15 protein-coding genes and 2 pseudogenes are annotated in these 14,110 nt (G+C 61.1%); 12 read left to right on the top strand and 5 right to left on the bottom strand.

Annotated features, from left to right (window positions below; genetic code table 11):
• Positions 1–61: 61 nt before the first annotated feature.
• The 3 genes from FJ423_RS03205 to FJ423_RS03195 form a co-directional block, all read right to left on the bottom strand.
• Positions 62–811, bottom strand: coding sequence for a glucose 1-dehydrogenase (locus tag FJ423_RS03205; protein WP_140839136.1), 750 nt, complete (start codon positions 809–811; stop codon positions 62–64).
• Positions 812–899: 88 nt separating this feature from the next.
• The gene (locus tag FJ423_RS03200) at positions 900–1,904 is read right to left on the bottom strand and encodes a sugar-binding protein (RefSeq protein WP_140839134.1); all 1,005 of its coding nucleotides are present in this window, start codon (positions 1,902–1,904) and stop codon (positions 900–902) included.
• Between the two features lie 51 nt (positions 1,905–1,955).
• Positions 1,956–2,825, bottom strand: coding sequence for an ABC transporter permease (locus tag FJ423_RS03195; RefSeq protein ID WP_246680072.1), 870 nt, complete (start codon positions 2,823–2,825; stop codon positions 1,956–1,958).
• Between FJ423_RS03195 and FJ423_RS34025 the strand changes: the two genes are divergently transcribed.
• The gene (locus tag FJ423_RS34025) at positions 2,809–2,961 is read left to right on the top strand and encodes a hypothetical protein (protein WP_224600999.1); all 153 of its coding nucleotides are present in this window, start codon (positions 2,809–2,811) and stop codon (positions 2,959–2,961) included. The two genes, FJ423_RS03195 and FJ423_RS34025, sit on opposite strands and share 17 nt — an antisense overlap.
• Before the next feature lie 111 nt (positions 2,962–3,072).
• Here FJ423_RS34025 and FJ423_RS03190 read toward each other — a convergent pair whose 3' ends face one another.
• Together FJ423_RS03190 and FJ423_RS03185 are read right to left on the bottom strand one after the other, a co-directional pair.
• Positions 3,073–3,813, bottom strand: a complete 741-nt coding sequence (locus tag FJ423_RS03190; protein ID WP_140839132.1) for an ATP-binding cassette domain-containing protein — start codon at positions 3,811–3,813, stop codon at positions 3,073–3,075.
• Positions 3,814–4,403: 590 nt separating this feature from the next.
• Positions 4,404–5,220: pseudogene (locus FJ423_RS03185) on the bottom strand (NAD(P)-dependent oxidoreductase).
• A gap of 327 nt (positions 5,221–5,547) precedes the next feature.
• Between FJ423_RS03185 and FJ423_RS03175 the strand changes: the two are divergent.
• The 11 genes and pseudogenes from FJ423_RS03175 to FJ423_RS34020 form a co-directional block, all read left to right on the top strand.
• On the top strand, positions 5,548–5,979 hold the full coding sequence (locus FJ423_RS03175; RefSeq protein WP_140839130.1) for a hypothetical protein: 432 nt from the start codon (positions 5,548–5,550) through the stop codon (positions 5,977–5,979).
• Positions 5,976–7,196 carry a divalent metal cation transporter gene (locus FJ423_RS03170; RefSeq protein ID WP_140839128.1) on the top strand — a complete coding sequence of 407 codons (1,221 nt, stop codon included), beginning with the start codon at positions 5,976–5,978 and terminating at the stop codon, positions 7,194–7,196. The genes FJ423_RS03175 and FJ423_RS03170 overlap by 4 nt, the downstream gene beginning before the upstream one ends.
• Entirely contained in the window at positions 7,196–7,555 is a 360-nt protein-coding gene (locus FJ423_RS03165) for a hypothetical protein (RefSeq protein ID WP_140839517.1), read from the top strand. Before FJ423_RS03170 ends, FJ423_RS03165 begins: the two co-directional genes overlap by 1 nt.
• Positions 7,556–7,557: 2 nt before the next feature.
• Positions 7,558–7,920, top strand: coding sequence for a hypothetical protein (locus FJ423_RS03160; RefSeq protein ID WP_140839125.1), 363 nt, complete (start codon positions 7,558–7,560; stop codon positions 7,918–7,920).
• A 191-nt stretch (positions 7,921–8,111) separates the two neighbouring features.
• Positions 8,112–8,357 (top strand): hypothetical protein, encoded by a 246-nt coding sequence (locus tag FJ423_RS03155; protein WP_095768612.1) that lies wholly within the window; start codon positions 8,112–8,114, stop codon positions 8,355–8,357.
• A gap of 258 nt (positions 8,358–8,615) precedes the next feature.
• Positions 8,616–9,068: a c-type cytochrome gene (locus FJ423_RS03150; protein ID WP_140839123.1), complete on the top strand. Its 453-nt coding sequence runs from the start codon at positions 8,616–8,618 to the stop codon at positions 9,066–9,068.
• Between the two features lie 68 nt (positions 9,069–9,136).
• Positions 9,137–10,237 carry a c-type cytochrome gene (locus FJ423_RS03145; protein ID WP_246680071.1) on the top strand — a complete coding sequence of 367 codons (1,101 nt, stop codon included), beginning with the start codon at positions 9,137–9,139 and terminating at the stop codon, positions 10,235–10,237.
• 449 nt (positions 10,238–10,686) lie between these two features.
• Entirely contained in the window at positions 10,687–11,478 is a 792-nt protein-coding gene (gene coxB, locus FJ423_RS03140) for a cytochrome c oxidase subunit II (protein WP_181174703.1), read from the top strand.
• A complete protein-coding gene (gene ctaD, locus FJ423_RS03135) occupies positions 11,475–13,388 on the top strand; it encodes a cytochrome c oxidase subunit I (RefSeq protein WP_140839117.1) in 1,914 nt (637 codons plus the stop codon). The genes coxB and ctaD overlap by 4 nt, the downstream gene beginning before the upstream one ends.
• Positions 13,389–13,985 (top strand): cytochrome c oxidase subunit 3, encoded by a 597-nt coding sequence (locus FJ423_RS03130; RefSeq protein WP_140839115.1) that lies wholly within the window; start codon positions 13,389–13,391, stop codon positions 13,983–13,985.
• Between the two features lie 17 nt (positions 13,986–14,002).
• Positions 14,003–14,109 (top strand): annotated as a pseudogene (locus tag FJ423_RS34020) (cysteine hydrolase); the annotation flags it as partial.
• Position 14,110 lies beyond the last annotated feature (1 nt).

The raw sequence follows: 14,110 nt of genomic DNA, 5'->3' as shown, positions 1-14,110 counted from the left end.
CCGTGAGGTCGAAGCCGACGGTGTCATCCGGAATAGGCTCTGACGGGCCGCGGTTCGCAGGTCAGAGGGAAACCGATAGTCCGCCGTCAACCGCCAGCACATGTCCATTGACGTAACCGGCAGCGTCAGAGGCGAGAAACACCACGGCTCCGCCGAGTTCCTCAGGCTTGGCCCAGCGGCCTGCAGGGGTTCGTGCCTCGACCCATTTGGTGAAAGCCTCATCGTTGATAAGCGCGGTATTGAGCTCGGTGGCGAAATAGCCGGGGGCGATCGCGTTGATTGTTATGCCGTGACGGCCCATCTCGGCGGCGGCGGAGCGCGTCAGTCCATGCAGGCCCGCCTTTGCCGCCACATAGGCGTGAATGGTGGGACGGCCAAGGATCGCCGCAACCGATCCAGTGTTTATGATGCGGCCGAATTTGTTCGGCAGCATCAGACGCACTGCATCACGCATCATGCGAAAGCAGGCCGACAGATTGACGGCAATCACACGGTCGAAATCCTCGTCCTCCCATTCGACCAAAGGCCTGCGATGCTGGATGCCGGCGTTGTTGATCAGAATATCGAGGCGGCCGTGGCGTTCGACGATTGCTTGGAGCGCCGCCCTTGCGATCGCCGCGTTGGTAACGTCGAACGGCAGGGCTTCGGCCCCGATGCTGTCGGCCGCCGCGGAGAGGGCGTTCATGCCGCGGGCATTGACGATTACCGTCGCACCATTTTCCGCAAGTGCTTTGGCCATGGCGAAGCCGAGGCCGCGCGAAGCACCCGTGACCAATGCGACACGGCCCTTGAGCGAGAACAATTCCGACATTGAAGCCTCTGGAGCGAGATGAGAATGCTTCAATCTAGCCGCATCTCGCTTCAACGAACGGGCGGGAGTTACCTCCCGCCCAAAAACCCTATTTGGCGACGCAGGTATCCGCCGTCTGCGGAGTGCAGACGTCGAGGCCGGTGTAGGTCGGGTCAGCCGGCGGAGCCTTGCCGTCCTTCATGTCCTTCAATGCCATCATCGTCTTGTAGCCCATTTCGAACGGCCGCTGGCCGACCTGGCCAAGGGAGAGACCTTCCTTCATTTGATCGATCTGGACGGGAAGCGTGTCGGCGACGACAAGGGCCAGGGCCTTCGAGGCGATCTTGTCCTTGTACGGGGCTACCGCAGCTCGGTTGGCATCTGGGATGAACTGCGGGAAGCCACCCGTTGGGATGAATGCGTCGAGGTTCGGGTTTTTCCCCATGATGTCCTCGAATTGCTGCACCGAAAGCGGGAAATCATCGTTGGTATAGAGAGGACAGCCTTCGATTTCGGTCCAGCCATTCTGGCCCGTCAGCCGGTCCCCGGGCGAGGCTGCCGACTTGGTGCCCGAAAGCGTATCGCGAATGCCCTGCATGCGCTCATTGTGGTTGGCCGCCGCCGCGCCGCCCGACTGGATACAGATCGTGCCGCCCTTGGGCTTAATCTGCATGGCAAGCTTGGCAAGGTTCACGCCGATCTCATAATTGTGGGTCCCGATATAGGCGGCGCGAAGATCCTTGTTCTCGGGCAGGAGGTCGGAATCCCAGGTGAGGACCGGGATGCCGGCTTCCTTGGCGGCCTGCAGCGCGACTGCCATCGCCGCGGCATTCGATGGCGACACGGCGATGCCGTCCACCTTCTTGGCAACGAGGTCCTGCACGATCTGTACCTGCTCGTCGCCGCCGCCATGCTCTCCGGGGCCAATATACATGCACTCCAGGGCCCCATTCGATTCGGCTTCGGCTTTCTTGCAGCCGTCGCGTGCCTGGTCGAAGAAAGGATTGTTCATATTCTTCGGCACCAGGGCGAAGGTGTATTTCGCCTGGGCGCCGGAAACGGCGAGCACCATTGCGCCAAGCGCCACGGCCGCCGTCAACAGATGTTTTTTCATGGGACGTTCTCCTCCTTGGTGTGATCCCGCAGGCCTCCCGCCGGCGGGTTTCTAACGGCTTCGTTTGGGCATCAAGGCTGCCAGCGACGCTGCGAGCATCGATCTGCCGCCGGTTTGCATGCCCAAAAGAACCGCAAGAACGATGAAGGCGCCCACGAAGGCACCCTGCCAATTTGAATCGATGCCGGCCATCAGCAGTGCATTCCTGATCACCTCGAGGAAGGCCGAACCGATTATCGCGCCGAACGCCGTGCCGGCGCCGCCCATGAGGCTGGCTCCGCCAATGACTGTCGCGGCGATCACGCGCAGCTCATAACCTTGGCCCATGGCGTTGATGGCCGAGCCGTTGTAACCAAGCAGCAGCAGCGAGGCGAGCGAGGCGGTGAAAGCCGAGAAGACATAGGCCTGGAATTTGATCCAGTCGACCGGCACGCCGGTAAGCCGGGCGGCCTCCTCGTTACCACCGATGGCGAAGAGATGTCGGGCCCAGGCGGTGAAATTGAACACGAAGCCGACGATCAGGGCCAGAATCACCATAGTCCAAAACTGCGATGACAGTCCCGGTATCCAGTGGGGTGCCCAGTCCTGCGGCCCATGCAGGGGCCATCTCGCCTGACCGATCGCCTTCACGATCGGAGCATCGGGCCCGAACTGGTAGAGCATCTGGTTGGCCGAGAACACGACCGCCAGCGAACGCGCCACGGACAGCATCCCGAGGGTGACCACGAAGGACGGCATTCCGACATAAGCAACAAAGAACCCGTTGACCGCGCCGCAGGCCAGACCGGAGAAAAGGCCGATGGCGAAGGCGACGTACCAAGGATAGTGCCAGGTCAGGAACAAGCCGGCGACGATGGCCACCAGGCCCATGATCGAGCCGACCGACAGATCGATGCCACCGGTGATGATCACCACCGTCATGCCGAGCGCCATGAGGCCGAAAGGTGCGAAGTTGCGCGTGACGTTGGCGACGTTTTCGGAGGTGCCGAAGCTCGGCTCGATGGCTGTCATCAACATGACGAGAGCAATGAGCGCGATTGTCACCCAGAATGGCTGACTTGAAACCACACGCTGCAGTGCCGTCTTCTCCTTGGTCGGGATGAAGTCCGCCATGGCCGGACGGCTGGTTTCCACGAGCGACTCCCTGACGCTAACCGACTGCCGAGCACTATTCGCCACGGATGGCCCCCGTTATTAGTCCGGTGATTTCCTCGGGCGAGGTGTTGTCGACCTGCTTGTCGGCAACCTTCGAACCTCGCCTCAGCACGATGATACGATCTGCGACGGCGAAAACGTCAGGCATGCGGTGGCTGATCAACATGACCCCGACCCCTTGCGCCTTGAGGCGTCGGATCAGTTCGAGCACTTCCGCCACCTGGCGTACGGAGATTGCGGCGGTCGGCTCGTCCATCAACACCAGCTTGGCGTTCGAAAGCCGGGTTCGTGCGATGGCTACCGCTTGGCGCTGCCCACCCGACATCTTCCTGACCAGGTCGCGCGGTCGGGTTTCCGATTTGAGTTCTTCGAACAGCGCTGCCGAGCGGTCGATCATCGCCTGCTTATTGAGCACCCTGATCGGCCAGAAGCCCTTCTTGATCTCACGGCCAAGAAAGACGTTCTGCGCGGCCGTTAGATTGTCGGCGAGCGCCAGGTCCTGATAGACGACTTCGATTCCTTTGGCACGCGCCTGGACGGGTTTGTGGAATTGACAAACCTCGCCGTCCACTACGATTTCGCCGTCGTTCGGCGGGAAGTTCCCGGCCACTGTCTTGACTATCGTCGACTTGCCGGCGCCATTGTCCCCCATGAGACCCACGACTTCGCCCCGCTCTACCTGGAAGCTAACATCGGTCAGGGCCTGGATGGCTCCAAAGTTCTTGGAAACATGGCGAACTTCAAGCACCGGCATCGCGGTCCTCCCCGGACAACATTGCCAACCTTGTCCCGGACTTATGCAAGACAGCTAATCAGCGAAACGCATTCAACACAATCATTATTAGATCAGGATTTTGGCGGCGTTGGAGCAAAGGTGCGACTTGCGGCGCAATAGGATCTTTGATACCGCCGGCTCGACTCTGCTTTGTCCGCAACGAACGGACTCCGGGCGTGCACCGGCCAGCATGCCGTTGAGAATAGCGCAACCGACGGCAATCCGGCTTTCGGGCGACAAGGCGCGGACTCGTAGACGTCAGCCGATGTCCCTTATAGCGCCGAAGACGAGCACGTCTTCAATCTGCTCGCCTTTTCTTATCTCGAAGGTCGAAGGAGCAGTTTACAACGGCTGCCTGAGTTTGGCGCCCAGCTTTGCGCCTGATGCCGGCCATTCAAGCAGAGCTTTGCCTCCGCCCGGAAGCGGACATCGCAGGGTGACAATGCCGGATGTCGTCGTATTCCAGAGGCAGACGACGCGAAATCGAATCCGCCACCCTCAGTGCGCTTGGTTCGGCGCCTCCCTACTGGTGACGCGGAGACGGACGCGTGCGCTCTGCGGATCGACCCTCAGGACGGCTTGTCGTCAGGGTGGCCAAGCTCGCAGAACCAGCCTCCTAGATACTTCACCGACGGTTTGGTTGGATCGGGAACTGGTGTCTTCGCCTCGACGGCGGCACGAAATGGTTCGGCGCTGTCCTGCGGGATAAATCCCCAGGTGATTGGCGCCGCTGTTGTCGACCATCTTCAGCTTGTTGTCGGAAATGCCATAAGAGATGGTGTGGCCGACGCGCGGCGCGGTGAGCGATGCCTCGACCAGGCGCACGCAATCGGCGAAGGATAGGTACGACCACAGCATACGGCGGTCGGCCGGCTCAGGGAAGGACGAGAAGATGCGCAGGCATACCGTCTCGATGCCGAACTTGTCCCAGTAGAGCCGGCTGAGGCTTTCAACGAAATTCTTCGACACGCCGTAGAGACTATCCGGGCGCACCGGCGCCTCCACGCCGATATGCGCGTCGATCTCGTGATAGCCGATTGCATGCACCGATGAGGCATAGATGACACGCTTCACGCCGTGTTTCCGCGCGCCTTCGTAAATGTGGTACGAGCCCCGGATGCTGGAATCGAGGATCGTCTGCCACTCGCATTCGAGCGGCGCGCCGCCGAAATGCACGATCGCGTCGCAATCCTTGGTGGCCGCGATCGCGGCTTCCATGTCGGCGAGATCGAAAACCGCTTCCTCTTCGTGAGGCGCGAGATCGCCGAACGGGTGGCGCCCCGCCAGGCGAATCGTCTTGGCCAGCGGCACCAGCCCCTTGCGCAGCTCCGATCCAAGCCGGCCGGCGGCGCCGGTGATCAGGATATCTGCGTCGAGATGTTCCATCGGTGTGTCGCGTCAGGTCAGAGGGTACTCTGGGTCGACCTTCAGGCTTAGAAATCGTTCGATCAATCATGCATTCTTCTGTTGGGTCGCACTGTCAAAGTCGAGCCACCCCATCGTGTCCTCTAGCAGTCTCGCTACATGAGAAAAGGTCTTCGCCAGCGCTCGAGCCGGCAGGTCGATGACTACAGCTTTCGAAGCGAAGTTGAGCAACTCATCAGTAGACGAGTTGCCGGAACTGCGCCAACGGACACTGCCGTCCAAGTGAGTGGAACCTTCCGATCGATGCTGCCTTATCTTCATGTTTGAAGAAGCAGCGAGAGGAAGCAATTGAGCAGCATTGCCTGGCGGAGTCTGCTTTTACTACCGGTGCTTGCACTGGAGCTTGCCTCCTGCTCCTCATCTGAAACCGTCGAACAGCAATCGAAGCTTGCCGCCTCGACGGGGGAGGCGGCGGTATTGGTGATCAATGCCTGGCTTTCCGGCGCCGCACCGCCGCACTATGCATCTGCGGCCCTGCAATCCTTTGCTGGCACGCTTGGTGACGCCGACCGGCAAGTTCAATCGGCCCCCTCATCCGATATCGCAAAGCGGGACGCGCTGAAGTCGGCGGTCGGCCGGCTGACGATCGCAGCAGCCGCGGCCGAGCGCGCCGTTAAGGCTGAACAGCAGATCCAGGCCAGACAGGCGCGGCAAGATCTTCGCGCCGCGCAAGCGGATCTCGCCGCGGCCTATCGCCACTATTTTGCGCAGCAGCAATGAAGAAGCTGCTCGAAATTTCACTCGGTGTCGTGACCAGCGTCGGCGGCTTCCTGGAGGTCGGCTCGATGGCGACGGCGGCGCAGGCCGGTGCATTGTTCGGCTACCAGCTCATCTGGGCGATTGTACTTGGCACCGTCTGCATAGCCTTCCTGGTCGAGATGGCTGGCCGGTTTGCCGCCGTGAGCCATCACACCATTGCCGACGGTATTCGCGAACGTTTCGGCTTTCATGCTTTCATTTGGCCGCTGCTTACGGTCTTGCTGGTCAACTTCCTGGTGCTGTCCGCCGAGATAGGCGGCGTTGCCATTGCCGCCGAGCTTGCCACAGGAATCGGTTTCCAGTGGTGGGCCTTGCCGGTCGCTTTCCTTGCCTGGCTGCTGCTGTGGAAAGGCACGTTCGGCCTCATCGAGAAAGGGGTATCGATGCTTGGCCTGGTCACGCTCTGCTTCGTAGTCGGGGCGGTGATGCTCCGCCCCGACTGGAAAGAGGTGGCGGTCGGGGCCGTGCCCAGCCTGCCGCAGCACGACACGGCGACCTACTGGTTCATGGCCGTCAGCATTCTCGGCGCATCGATCTCGCCTTATCTTTTCATGTTCTATTCGTCGGGCGCGATCGAGGACCAATGGGACAAGAGTTACCTCGGCGCCAATCGAGTGATTGCTGGCCTTGGTATGGGCTTCGGAGGGACGATCTCGGTCGCCGTGCTGATCGTGGCCGCGCTTGTGCTCGGCGCCCATGGCGTGAACCAGGTGGATGACTATAACCAGCTTCCGCTGATGCTGATCCCGATCTTCGGCTTCTGGGGCTTCGTCCTTTTCGTTGCTTCGCTAGGCATTGCCTGTTTCGGAGCCGCTCTCGAAGTGGCGCTGCAGCAGGCCTATCTCGTCGCGCAGGGATTCGGCTGGACATGGGGTGAGGATCTGAAGCCGCGCGATGATCCCGGATTCAGCCTCGTCTACACATTGACGCTCTTCCTCGCCGCCGTCCCGATAGCGCTCGGTCTGGACCCGTTGAAGCTCACCATCTTCTCGATGGCGCTGACCGCGGCCAGCCTGCCGCTGACGGTCGTGCCGTTCCTTTTCCTGCTGAACGACGACCGCTATGTCGGCAAGCATCGCAACGGTGTCATTTCGAACGCGGCCGTGATCTTCGTGATCGCGCTCGGCTTCGTGCTGGCGGTGGTGACCATTCCGCTGCAGATATTCGGAGGCACATGATGCAGCTGCTGCGCGATATCCTGGACAAGCAGGTCGTCGATCGCGAGCAGGTCAAGATCGGCAAGGTTGATGGCCTGGTCGCCGAGCTGAGGCAAGGCAAGCCGCCCAGGGTCATTGCGATCGAGCTTGGCTCGATCGCGCTGGCGCGTCGGCTTGGCGCGCAGCCAGGCCGATGGACCGCGCGGCTCGCGGCAAAGCTTGGCGGCAAGCGCCAGGCAAGGCCGCATCGGATCGCATGGAACAAGGTGCGCGACATCGGCGTCGACATCGAATTCGATATCGACGTTCGCAGGACGAAGATCTTCGCCTGGCAGCACTGGTTGCGCGATCACGTCGTCGGCCGGATCCCGGGAGCCTGACGATGACGAATGTGAACCTCGAGCATCTGGCCGGCCGGCGCGTGTGCTCAGAAAGCGGCAAGAGCATCGGCTACATCGAGGAGATCATCGCCGAGCAGGATGGTGACGATCTCGTCGTCACCGAATTCCATATCGGCATCTTCGCGGCGTTCGAACGACTGTCCGCGTCGACCGTCGGCACCGCATTGCTCGATTTCTTCAGGCTGCGTCGCAGGTCGGGCCTCTATCGCATACCTTGGGACAAGCTCGACATTACCGATCCGGCGCACCCGCGGCTGCTCTGCTCGGATGACGAGCTTTCGGGATTCGAAGATATTGGCAATTCTCGCACAAGTCCCGCTCCCCTCCATCAGCGCGACAGTTGAGGCAGCGGTCTTCCGATGTCGTCCGAGACGCTTTGCACCGACCCGCGGCGCGCCGTCTGTCCAGATGAGCCCGGACTTGCCGACGCCAAGGCCGCTACTCTTGCCATATTGCATTTATGCCCAAGGAAACTCCTCCTATGCGGAACGATCGAGTCCAACTGCCGTTACCGTCAAAAAGACAGGAGCGAGCAATGACTGGACGCACCACCCACGATCAGCAGATACGTGTCATCGAGAAGCGTGAGAATACGAAGAACGCGCCCAAGGAATTCGAGGCCAAAGCGGAGCTGAAGCGGTCGGCGGCGGAGCGCGAGGCACGGCGGAAGGGGTCGAGCCTCAGGGGCGATACGCCTGACCTGGTCGATCCAGACGATCGCAATATCCTTCGCGGCAAGAATCAAGAAAGTGCCCATAACAAAAATCGAGGTTCCAAGTAGGACCGCCTTCCGCGGCAACCCAGGGCCTCCCGGCAGCAATCGGTGCCTTCTCGATAATCTGTGGCAGCAGTCTTTTGCGCAACTTGCCCGGATTCTCGACGAATAACTGTGATCGGCTTCGACGTGTTCGACTGGAAAAGGTCTCCAGGCTGAATCACCGCCTTCGCTAGCGGTTGACCACCAAAAGACCGCAGCCCCGGCGCCCGCGGGAATGGAACCTCGCCCATCCTGCAAAGTTAAAGCGCGGGAGCGGTTGTCATGTCAGCAAACGCCGGCCTTCTAGTAGGCTTCGCATTTTGGTTTCTTGCCTATGCCAGCAACTGGGTCGCAGCCGAGGAACTCGGGCATCAACAAGCGAAGGTCGTCAAACCTCCGATCGAGCCCGTGATTCCGGCTGCGCCGCAATTCTCGAACCTAACCGCATCCCAAGACCCGCCGGGCAGCGGGCTGTCGCTGTTCCTGAGCAACGGTTGTGGTGCATGCCATACCATAAGAGGCACCGAGGCCCGCGGGACGATTGGCCCGGACCTTTCCTATGTCGGATCGCGATCAGCGATCGGCGCCGGGGTCCTGCCTAACACCGAGGAAGCCATTGCACGTTTTGTCGCTCGCCCTGATTTGTTCAAGCCAGGCGTGAAAATGCCGGCGTTCGACATGCTGCCGCAAACCGAAATCCAGACGATCGCGCGATATTTGAAAGCCTTGCAATGACGTCTGGTTCTCGTAGCGAATTCGGGACAGCGTCGTCCAATGCTACTGCAGAAGAAGACGCCGTTCGCGTGGCGAACCAGCCGATGATGATGCGCGTGAAGCATGTCGTATTCGGCGCCATCGGTTTGCCTGTCGTTCTGTTGCTTGGGGCATGGATCGGCTTTTTCAACGTCGGCGCCAGCAGCGGCCATTGGAAGGTGACGGCCTGGTTTCTTCAACTCGCCATGCGCTCGGCCGTACGCACTTATGCATTGGCCGTGGACGCACCGAAAACGCTCGACCGGCGGGGGCTCCCGGCGGCAGCCGGACATTTCGCGCGAGGCTGCGCGATCTGCCACGGCGCGCCTGGCGAGCTCCGCTCGCCGGCGGTGCTGCGGATGCTTCCGCAACCGCCGGATCTTGCGCTCACGGTCGGAGATTGGACCGACGCCCAGCTTTTTCGGATCGTCAAGCATGGAATACGGTTCACCGGCATGCCCGCCTGGCCGGCCCGCGACCGCGATGACGAGGTCTGGGCAATGGTTGCTTTCCTGCGGGAACTCCCAAAACTCAATCCCAATGAATATCGGGCGCTTGCCTTCAATGGCAGCGATGCAACCAGCAGCGACCGGCAACCCGCCACCCCGGATGTTCTCTCCGACTGCACGCGCTGCCATGGAGGCGACGGGGAGGGCAGGGGTGACGCCGTGCCCGTGCTGGCCGGGCAGAAAGAAGCTTACCTGCTCGCCAGCCTTCAGGCCTATGCCAAAGGCGACCGCACGAGCGGCTTCATGGCTCTGCCGGTGACTGGCGTCGACCCCGCCGATCTGGCTGCGCTTGCCCGGTATTTCGCGGCGCAGCCACCGGTATCAGCGGACCGCGATCAAGTTTCGGCGGAGGTGATCAACAAGGGACAGCAAATCGCTGAGGCCGGAATTCCGGAGCGGAACGTGCCTGCCTGTTCCGGCTGCCATCTCGGCTCCGACAAAAATCCGGTTTATCCACGCCTTAACGGTCAGCATGCCGCTTACCTGGAGCGGCAGCTGAAGCTGTTCCGGTCCGAGGACCGAGGCGGCACGCCGTTCTGGCATATCATGGCTACCGCAGCCCAACGCCTCACGGACGACGACATACGGGCGGTATCGGCCTATTTTTCCAAACGGGCGGAAGATGCTCAGCAACCACCATAGTACGTCGCCGGAAGCGTTGCAGGGCCGAGAGCGCCTGCCAAGCAAGGCGCCTCGAAATCGGTTCAAGGAACTTTATCCCATCCTGCCAGTTCCAACAGCGCACAGACGGCCTGAGCAGACAGCCGGCTGAAGCATCCTTTGCGGGTGAACCAGGCTGAATGCACTTCCGGCGGCCTCACGAGACATGCAATTTCGGGACTGCAGCCTGTCCCGGCCCCCTGTCGCAGCTATGGCGCGTAGATGCCGCAGAACAGAAGAACGCCGCCGATCAGGCAGAAGGCGAGGAGTGTCGCAACGTAGAACCCGTGTTCGCGGAAAATCCTGATATCGCGTTTCAGACTCACGGCTCAGCCTCTCCGACACCCTACGAAGCCCACAACACGGAACGGGACCGGCGAGTTCCGGATGCTCTGTTTCCTCTGTTTCGAAGAGCCCCCAATTGGCGGGCGTTGGCCCGCCTCACGGCTGCCGCCGGCGGATCCGCTCTCGCCTCTGGCTGCACGGGTGTGCAGTCGGCCCTCGATCCGCACGGCGAGCAGGCCGACGCTCTGGCTGTTCTGTTCTGGATATTCACGGCCGTGCTCGGACTTGTCTGGCTGGTCACCATGGCCGGGTTGTTCTTCGCGCTAACACGCCGGCGAGACAGTCGCGGCGAACCGGCGCAAGCGCGTCCAGCCATCAAACGGCCGGTGCGTATCGCCTTTGCTGCGATGCTGGCATCGACCGTCATCATTCTCTCGGGCCTGACCGTGCTCAGCTCCGACGGACAAAGGATGGTTTTTAGGGATGGGGCCGGGGCGGCCGTAACAATATCCGTCATAGGGCATCAATGGTGGTGGCAGGTCCGCTACGAAGGAAAGAATGGTTTCGAGACGGCAAACGAGATTCGCATTCCGGTAGGCAGCGCGGTCGACATCAAGCTCACCACGGGTGACGTGATCCACTCGTTCTGGATACCGAGCCTTGCCGGCAAGCTCGATCTCATTCCAGGCAAAAGCAATGAACTCCGTATCCAAGCGGATAAGCCCGGCGTGTACCGCGGCCAATGTGCCGAATTCTGCGGTCAGCAGCATGCGCATATGGCGATCTTCGTGGTGGCACTGGAGCCGAGCGAATTCGAACGCTGGCGCGCAAAACAGGCCGCGCCGGCAAGGCCGATGGCTCATCTTACGAAGCAACAAAATGTCTTTGCTTCCGCTGCATCGTCTCCATCCCCCGCCCTTTCGGAGCACTCGCGATGAGCCAGGCGGTCGAAGAACGTCACGAAACCCGTGACACCGATCTGGGTGACGAGGAGCTGCGCGCAAGGCTGAGCAAGACCTGGGGCACGGCGCGTGGTCTGATAGGCATTCTTTCGACAGTCGATCACAAGATCATCGGCATCCGCTATGCCGTCACTGCCTTCGTCTTCCTGTTGGCCGGCGGCATCATGGCGATCATCATGCGGCTGCAGCTCGCACGGCCGGACAGCCACTTCGTCGACGCCGAGCTCTACAACCAGCTTTTCACCATGCATGGCACAACGATGATGTTCCTGTTCGGGGTGCCGGTCGGCGAGGCGTTCGCCGTCTATCTGGTGCCGCTCATGGTCGGCACCCGCAACATCGCCTTTCCGCGTCTCAATGCCTTCTCCTACTACGTCTATCTGTTCGGCGGCCTGATGTTGTGGGGCGGTTTCGCGTTGAGCATCCGCCCTGATGTCGGCTGGTTCTCCTATGTGCCCCTCGCAAATCTGAATTTCACTCCAGGCAAGGGGCCGGACTACTGGGCGCAGATGATCACTTTTACCGAAGTCGCAGCGCTCGCAGTCTCGGTGGAGATCGTCGTCACAGTCCTGAAGCAGCGCGCGCCGGGCATGACGCTTGACCGCATTCCACTCTTCGTGTGGACGATGCTTGTCCATTCCTTCATCATCATCTTCGCCATGCCGGCGATCATGCTCGCCTCGTCTATGCTGATCATGGAGCGGCTGGTCGGCACGCAGTTTTTCAATCCGGACGCGGGCGGCGATCCGCTGCTTTGGCAGCACCTTTTCTGGTTCTTTGGTCACCCCGAAGTCTACATCATCTTCCTGCCTGGAACCGCTTTCGTGTCGGCGATCGTGGCGACATTCTCCCGGCGGCCGGTCTTCGGCTATTTGCCGATGGTGCTGTCGCTGATCGCGATCGGCTTTTTGTCCTTTGGCTTGTGGGTTCACCACATGTTCGTGACGGGCCTGCCTGAAGTCGGCGCCGCATTCTTCACCGCCTCCAGCATGGCTATAGCCATTCCAAACGGGGTCCAGATATTCTGCTGGATCGCGACGCTGTGGGACGGCAAGCCGGTGCTCAAGACGCCGTTGATCTTCGTGCTCGGTTTCTTCTTCATCTTTGTCGCCGGCGGGCTCTCCGGCGTGATGCTGGCGTCGGTGCCAATCGATACGCAGGTGCACGACACCTATTTCGTCGTCGCTCATTTCCATTACGTGCTTATAGGCGGCACCGTCTTTCCGCTTGTCGCGGCCGTCTACTACTGGTTCCCGAAAGTGACGGGCCGGCTCATGGATGAGCGGCTTGGCAGATGGCAGTTCGCCCTCGCCTTCACTGGTTTCAACGTCACGTTTTTTCCGATGCACCTGCTCGGCCTGCATGGCATGCCGCGCAGGGTTTACACTTACCCTGCGGAGATGGGCTGGGGCGGGCTCAACCTGCTCGCCAGCGCCGGCGCGCTGCTGTTCTTCGCAAGCTTTCTACTCATGCTCTATAACATGATTGCCAGCGCCCGCTCGGGCGCCCTTGCCGGCGACAATCCTTGGGGCGCCGACACGTTGGAGTGGGCGACCAGCTCGCCGCCCCAGCCGCAGAACTTCGATCGCATTCCCTGCGTCACAAGCGGCTCGCCGCTATGGGATCAGGGCGACGACAAGGCGGTGGTCGGCGGCCTCAAGGTTGACGAGCGCGAACTGCTCGTGACGAGCGTCACGGAGGCCCGGCCTGACATTCGCGAGGAATCGCCGGCGCCCTCGATCTGGCCCTTTCTGGCGGCGTTTGCCACAGCCGTCGCGTTCATCGGCTCGATCTACACGCCCTGGGCGGTTACTTGGGGTTCGCCCGTCGTCGCCATCGTGCTGGTCGCCTGGTTCTGGCCGAAAACCATCGAGGAGAATGTCTAGATGGCCCGCAGCGTCATCGATGTCTCGGGTTTGCCGACCTATGCCTTCGGTTCGCGTGTCACCCCCTGGTGGGGGACCTTCTCGTTCTGCCTGCTGGAGGGAACTGGCTTCGCCCTCGGCATCGGAGGCTATCTCTACCTGGCCGTTACCAACACGGACTGGGCGAAGGACGCGGTGCCTTTGAGCCTGCTCTGGTCGGCGCTCTTCACGCTCGTCCTTGTCGTCAGCGCACTGCCGAATTTCCTGATCAAGCGAGCAGCGATGTGGGAGAGCTTGCGCTCGGTCCGTCTGCTGCTGCTGATCATGAGCGCGATTGGGCTGGTGCTTATCGGGCTGCGCATCATGGAATTCTCGGCCTTGCCGGTACGCTGGAGCGACAATGCGTATGGCTCCTTTGTCTGGCTCCTTCTCGGCCTGCATGGCGTGCACGTCCTCACTGACGTCGCCGACACGTTGGTCCTGGCCGTGCTGATGTTTACGCGGCACGGAACGGGCAAACGCTTCAGCGATGCCGAGGACAATGCTTTTTACTGGTATTTCGTCGTGCTCTCATGGCTGCCCCTCTACGCCGTGCTCTATTGGCTGCCGAGGTTGTGATACGGCCGGGATCGCGCAGTTCCTCCGACGCCACGCAGGACGCCTGATGACCGTCTACCACCAGCGCTTCGCGCAACAAGTCGAGACCGTCGACATGGAGACGTTTCTCTCGGCCTGGACCTGAA

Origin of the sequence: Mesorhizobium sp. B2-8-9, assembly GCF_006439475.1 — a bacterium.
GTDB lineage: Bacteria > Pseudomonadota > Alphaproteobacteria > Rhizobiales > Rhizobiaceae > Mesorhizobium.
This window is presented reverse-complemented; position numbering and strand designations above follow the sequence as displayed.

Bases quoted from the DNA above. Each gene is read 5' to 3' on its own strand.
- FJ423_RS03205 (WP_140839136.1), bottom strand. From the start codon at position 811: ATGTCGGAATTGTTCTCGCTCAAGGGCCGTGTCGCATTGGTCACGGGT.
- FJ423_RS03200 (WP_140839134.1), bottom strand. From the start codon at position 1,904: ATGAAAAAACATCTGTTGACGGCGGCCGTGGCGCTTGGCGCAATGGTG.
- FJ423_RS34025 (WP_224600999.1), top strand. From the start codon at position 2,809: ATGATCACCACCGTCATGCCGAGCGCCATGAGGCCGAAAGGTGCGAAG.
- FJ423_RS03195 (WP_246680072.1), bottom strand. From the start codon at position 2,825: ATGACGGTGGTGATCATCACCGGTGGCATCGATCTGTCGGTCGGCTCG.
- FJ423_RS03190 (WP_140839132.1), bottom strand. From the start codon at position 3,813: ATGCCGGTGCTTGAAGTTCGCCATGTTTCCAAGAACTTTGGAGCCATC.
- FJ423_RS03170 (WP_140839128.1), top strand. From the start codon at position 5,976: ATGAAGAAGCTGCTCGAAATTTCACTCGGTGTCGTGACCAGCGTCGGC.
- FJ423_RS03165 (WP_140839517.1), top strand. From the start codon at position 7,196: ATGCAGCTGCTGCGCGATATCCTGGACAAGCAGGTCGTCGATCGCGAG.
- FJ423_RS03160 (WP_140839125.1), top strand. From the start codon at position 7,558: ATGACGAATGTGAACCTCGAGCATCTGGCCGGCCGGCGCGTGTGCTCA.
- FJ423_RS03155 (WP_095768612.1), top strand. From the start codon at position 8,112: ATGACTGGACGCACCACCCACGATCAGCAGATACGTGTCATCGAGAAG.
- FJ423_RS03150 (WP_140839123.1), top strand. From the start codon at position 8,616: ATGTCAGCAAACGCCGGCCTTCTAGTAGGCTTCGCATTTTGGTTTCTT.
- ctaD (WP_140839117.1), top strand. From the start codon at position 11,475: ATGAGCCAGGCGGTCGAAGAACGTCACGAAACCCGTGACACCGATCTG.
- FJ423_RS03130 (WP_140839115.1), top strand. From the start codon at position 13,389: ATGGCCCGCAGCGTCATCGATGTCTCGGGTTTGCCGACCTATGCCTTC.